This window comes from Nonomuraea diastatica, from assembly GCF_004349015.1.
GTDB lineage: Bacteria > Actinomycetota > Actinomycetes > Streptosporangiales > Streptosporangiaceae > Nonomuraea > Nonomuraea diastatica.
Map to the genome: position 1 here is coordinate 1 of NZ_SMKP01000358.1, position 3,553 is coordinate 3,553.

Here is a 3,553-nt window from a genome sequence, read left to right on the forward strand (position 1 = left end):
GGTTTGGGCGCGGAGTTCGTACCAGCGGCGTTGGGCGTCTTTGCGGACGGTGACGAGGCCGGCTTCGCGCAGGGCTCGCAGATGTTTGCTGGTGCCGGGTTGGGTGAGGCCGAGGTGGTGGGTGAGTTCGCCGACGAGGTGGGGGCGTTGGAGGAGGAGGTCGAGGATCTGGCGTCGGGCGGGGTCGGCCAGCACGTCGAAGCGCATGGCGGCGAATATACCCACCCGGCTATATACCCGCAAGGGCATGTATGGGATCAGGCGCGGCGGACGTTGGCGTGGATGGCCTGGCGGACGTAGCCGGCCAGGCCGGGGACCAGATCGTCGAAGGTGGCGCGGAAGCGGGGGTCGTCGACGTACAGGTCGCCGAGGCACCGGTGGATCTCGTGCGTGCAGGGGTAGAACCAGCGGTTGATGTGGCCGCGGTGGCGTTCGGCGAGGTCCATGGCGTGTTCGCCGTCGGCGGGCAGGCCGGCTTTGCAGGCGGCGACGAGGTCGTCGGTGATGGCGGCGGCCTCGGCCTTCTGTTCGAGCCAGTCGGCTTTGGTGTAGGTGGCGATGCGGCGGCGGCTTTCTGCGTACGCTTCGGTGTCGCCCCAGCGGCGTTCGACTTCGGGGTCGTGGTCTTCGGGCTGGAAGTCGCCGAAGACTTCGAAGCGGTCCTGGGGGGTGAGGGCGATGTTGTGGGTGCGGCCCTGTATGGAGCGTTCGACGGCGGCGATGACCTCGTGCAGGCGTTCGGCCTTGCGGGTGAGGAGCTCGTGCTGGCGGCGCAGGTGGGTGAGCTCGTCGGTGTGGGGTGCGTCGAGGATGACGGCGATCTCGTCGAGGCCGAAGCCGAGCTCGCGGTAGAGCAGGATCTGCTGCAGGCGGACGAGGTCGGCGTCGGTGTAGCGGCGGTAGCCGGCGTGGGTGCGTTCGCCGGGGGTGAGCAGGCCGATCTCGTCGTAGTGGTGCAGGGTGCGCACAGTGATGCCGGCGAGTCTGGCGACCTGCCCTACGGAGAAGCTCATGGTTCCATCTTGCAAGGTGACGTTGGGTGAGGGTCAAGCCTGTCATGGTGGGGTTGAGCTGGGGATTCGGGTACCTACCTACGCGGAAACAGGTACTCATATGGGGATTTTTCACCTCCTTCTTGGGTGGGTGGAGGCACCAGTCTGGTCACGTGAGCTCAATCCGCTGGGAAGCGGGAAGCGAGGATCGAAGTCATGTGCCAGCATCAGCCACCCTGTCCCTCCGCGGGCGCCGCCGGCCGCGAGGCCGCGCGCCTCGTGGCATACCACCCCGAGCAGGGATGGGGGCTGCTGTGCAACGGGGTCGTCTTCTTCGACGACACCGGCGAACTGCTGCCCGACGGCCGCAGCGTCATCCCCGCCGGAGCCGCCTGCGCCGGGCGGGCACGGTGAGCGCGGCGGCCTCGTGGACCCTGCCGCCACGATCCGCGTCGGTGCCGCGCGCCCGCCACGCCGTACGCGCGCAACTGCTCGCCTGGGGCCTGCCGCACGGCAGCGAAGCCGCCGAGCTCCTGGTCAGCGAACTCGTCACCAACGCCGTACGCCACGCCCGCGGCCTCATCCGGCTACGCCTGTCGCTCACCGGCGACCTGCTGCGCTGCGAGGTGGAGGACGCCAGCCCCGACCTGCCCCACCTGCGCACGGCCGGCCACGAGGACGAGAGCTCACGCGGCCTGCAACTGGTGGAGGCCCTCGCCTCCGGCTGGGGCAGCAGCCGCACCCGGCGCGGCAAGCGTGTCTGGTTCGACCTGCCGCTGCCGCAACTGGCCGCCGAGGACACCCTGACGCTCGAGGCCCAGGCCTGCTGACCGGCCGCCGCCCGCCCAGCCGCAATCAATCCCGGCATTGGCGCTCATCAGGCCGCCGCCTGCACCAGACTCACACCATGACCTCCAGCAAACGCCTCCGCAAGAAAGCCGCCATCACGGTCATGCGAGCGGCCAGAGCCGCCAACCGCAGCAAGATCACCCGCATCCTGCTCCGCGGCCGGAGCGTCCGCCGCCTCCCCCTGGTCAACCGCCTCTACCACACGGTGTTCCGGCTGGGCGTCACCACCTCCGACCACGACGCGGAAGCCCGCTACCGCGGCGTCGTGCTCACCGGCCCCACCTGGGACGCCACCATCATGCCCTCGGTCTCGGCCGGCTACTACGAGGAGTTCGAGGTCACCCTGTTCGAACGACTGGCCGCCGCGAGCCGCACCATCCTCGACATCGGCGCCAACATCGGCGTCTACGCCTGCACCGGCGCCGCGCACCTGCCGCCCGACGGCACCCTGATCGCCTTCGAACCCGTGCCCGAGAACATCGGCTACCTGCGGCGCAACGTCGACCGCAACGACCTGACCGCCCGCGTCACCATCGAACCGGTCGCCGTGGGCGCCGCACCCGGCGACCTGACCGTGCACCTGTCAGGCGAGCAGTCCGGCAAACACTCCGCCGCGGCGGCCAACGTCGGCACACCCACCGGCACCGTCACCATCCCCATGACCTCCATCGACGCCTACCTCGCCCGCCACGGCCTCGCCCCGCCCGACATCATCAAAATCGACGTCGAAGGCTACGAAGGCTTCGTCCTGCACGGCGCCGCCGACACCCTGACCGCACAGCCCACCCTGCTGTTCGAACTCCACCCCCAGCTCCAGGCCAACTGCGGCTGCTCCGCCGGCGAACTGCTCGACCTCGTCTTCGCCCGCTACCCCTGGGTCTTCCTCATCGACGAACTCGACAAGGTACTGCGGCCCGCCACCCGCGCCGGACTCGACGCCCCAGGCACGATCGGCCTCTACCGCTCCAACCTCGTGGCGATCGGCCGGCGACACCACCTCGACGCCCTGCGCCCCTGGCACACCACCCCATGAACCACGACACCGCCATGAGAGGGTCAAAAACCGGCTACGTGCCCCTGACCAGGCACCCAGCAGCAGCGGCCGGCACATACTGTGGGTTACGACGACACGGCTCCGGCGCCACGCAAACCCGCCGGCCGGTCGCGCCACACACCATGACAGCGGTGACGACCACCACCTCCAGGGGGCAGCGCACGGACAGGCTCCCGGCAGAGGTGACCAGCTTCATCGGACGTCGGCACGAAGTGGCCGAGGTCAGAAAACTCCTGGCCGCATCCAGAGCCGTCACCCTCACCGGCGTCGGCGGCGTCGGCAAGACCCGCCTGGCCCTGCGCGTCGGCCAGGACGTGCGCCGCTCCTTCCGCGACGGCGTATGGCTCGTCGAACTCGCCTCCCTGCACCAGCCCGGCCTGCTCGCCGAGAGCGTCGTCGAAGCCCTGGAGATCCGCGGCCACACCGCCGCGTCCCCCATCGACGTGCTCACCGACCACCTGCACGACAAGCAGGCCCTGCTCATCCTCGACAACTGCGAACACCTCGTGCACGAATGCGCCGTCCTCGCCGAGACCCTGCTGCGCGCCGCCGGCGACCTGCGCATCCTCGCCACCAGCCGGCAGGCGCTCGGCATCGCCAGCGAGCAGGCCGTGCCCGTGCCGCCCCTGTCGCTGCCCGACGGCCACACCCCCCGCCC

At 70.1% G+C, this 3,553-nt stretch carries 6 protein-coding genes; 4 read left to right on the forward strand and 2 right to left on the reverse strand.

What is annotated here, in order from left to right; all coding sequences use genetic code 11:
• The coding region (locus E1294_RS51430) for an ArsR/SmtB family transcription factor (RefSeq protein ID WP_132520510.1) at nucleotides 1-207 on the reverse strand (207 nt) is incomplete at its 3' end.
• A gap of 50 nt (nucleotides 208-257) precedes the next feature.
• Complete coding sequence (locus E1294_RS51435) at nucleotides 258-1,013, reverse strand: MerR family transcriptional regulator (protein ID WP_132520513.1); 756 nt, start codon at nucleotides 1,011-1,013, stop codon at nucleotides 258-260.
• Between the two features lie 195 nt (nucleotides 1,014-1,208).
• Between E1294_RS51435 and E1294_RS51440 the strand changes: the two genes are divergently transcribed.
• From E1294_RS51440 to E1294_RS51455, 4 genes are all read left to right on the forward strand, one after another.
• Nucleotides 1,209-1,406 (forward strand): DUF5999 family protein, encoded by a 198-nt coding sequence (locus E1294_RS51440; protein ID WP_132520516.1) that lies wholly within the window; start codon nucleotides 1,209-1,211, stop codon nucleotides 1,404-1,406.
• Complete coding sequence (locus tag E1294_RS51445) at nucleotides 1,403-1,822, forward strand: ATP-binding protein (protein WP_165977978.1); 420 nt, start codon at nucleotides 1,403-1,405, stop codon at nucleotides 1,820-1,822. The genes E1294_RS51440 and E1294_RS51445 overlap by 4 nt, the downstream gene beginning before the upstream one ends.
• A gap of 77 nt (nucleotides 1,823-1,899) precedes the next feature.
• Entirely contained in the window at nucleotides 1,900-2,874 is a 975-nt protein-coding gene (locus E1294_RS51450) for an FkbM family methyltransferase (protein WP_132520522.1), read from the forward strand.
• 143 nt (nucleotides 2,875-3,017) lie between these two features.
• On the forward strand, nucleotides 3,018-3,553 hold a 536-nt coding region (locus E1294_RS51455), incomplete at its 3' end, for an ATP-binding protein (RefSeq protein WP_165977979.1).

Coding starts and splice junctions, on each gene's coding strand:
- E1294_RS51450 (WP_132520522.1), top strand. CDS start 1,900: ATGACCTCCAGCAAACGCCTCCGCAAGAAAGCCGCCATCACGGTCATG.
- E1294_RS51440 (WP_132520516.1), top strand. CDS start 1,209: ATGTGCCAGCATCAGCCACCCTGTCCCTCCGCGGGCGCCGCCGGCCGC.
- E1294_RS51435 (WP_132520513.1), bottom strand. CDS start 1,013: ATGAGCTTCTCCGTAGGGCAGGTCGCCAGACTCGCCGGCATCACTGTG.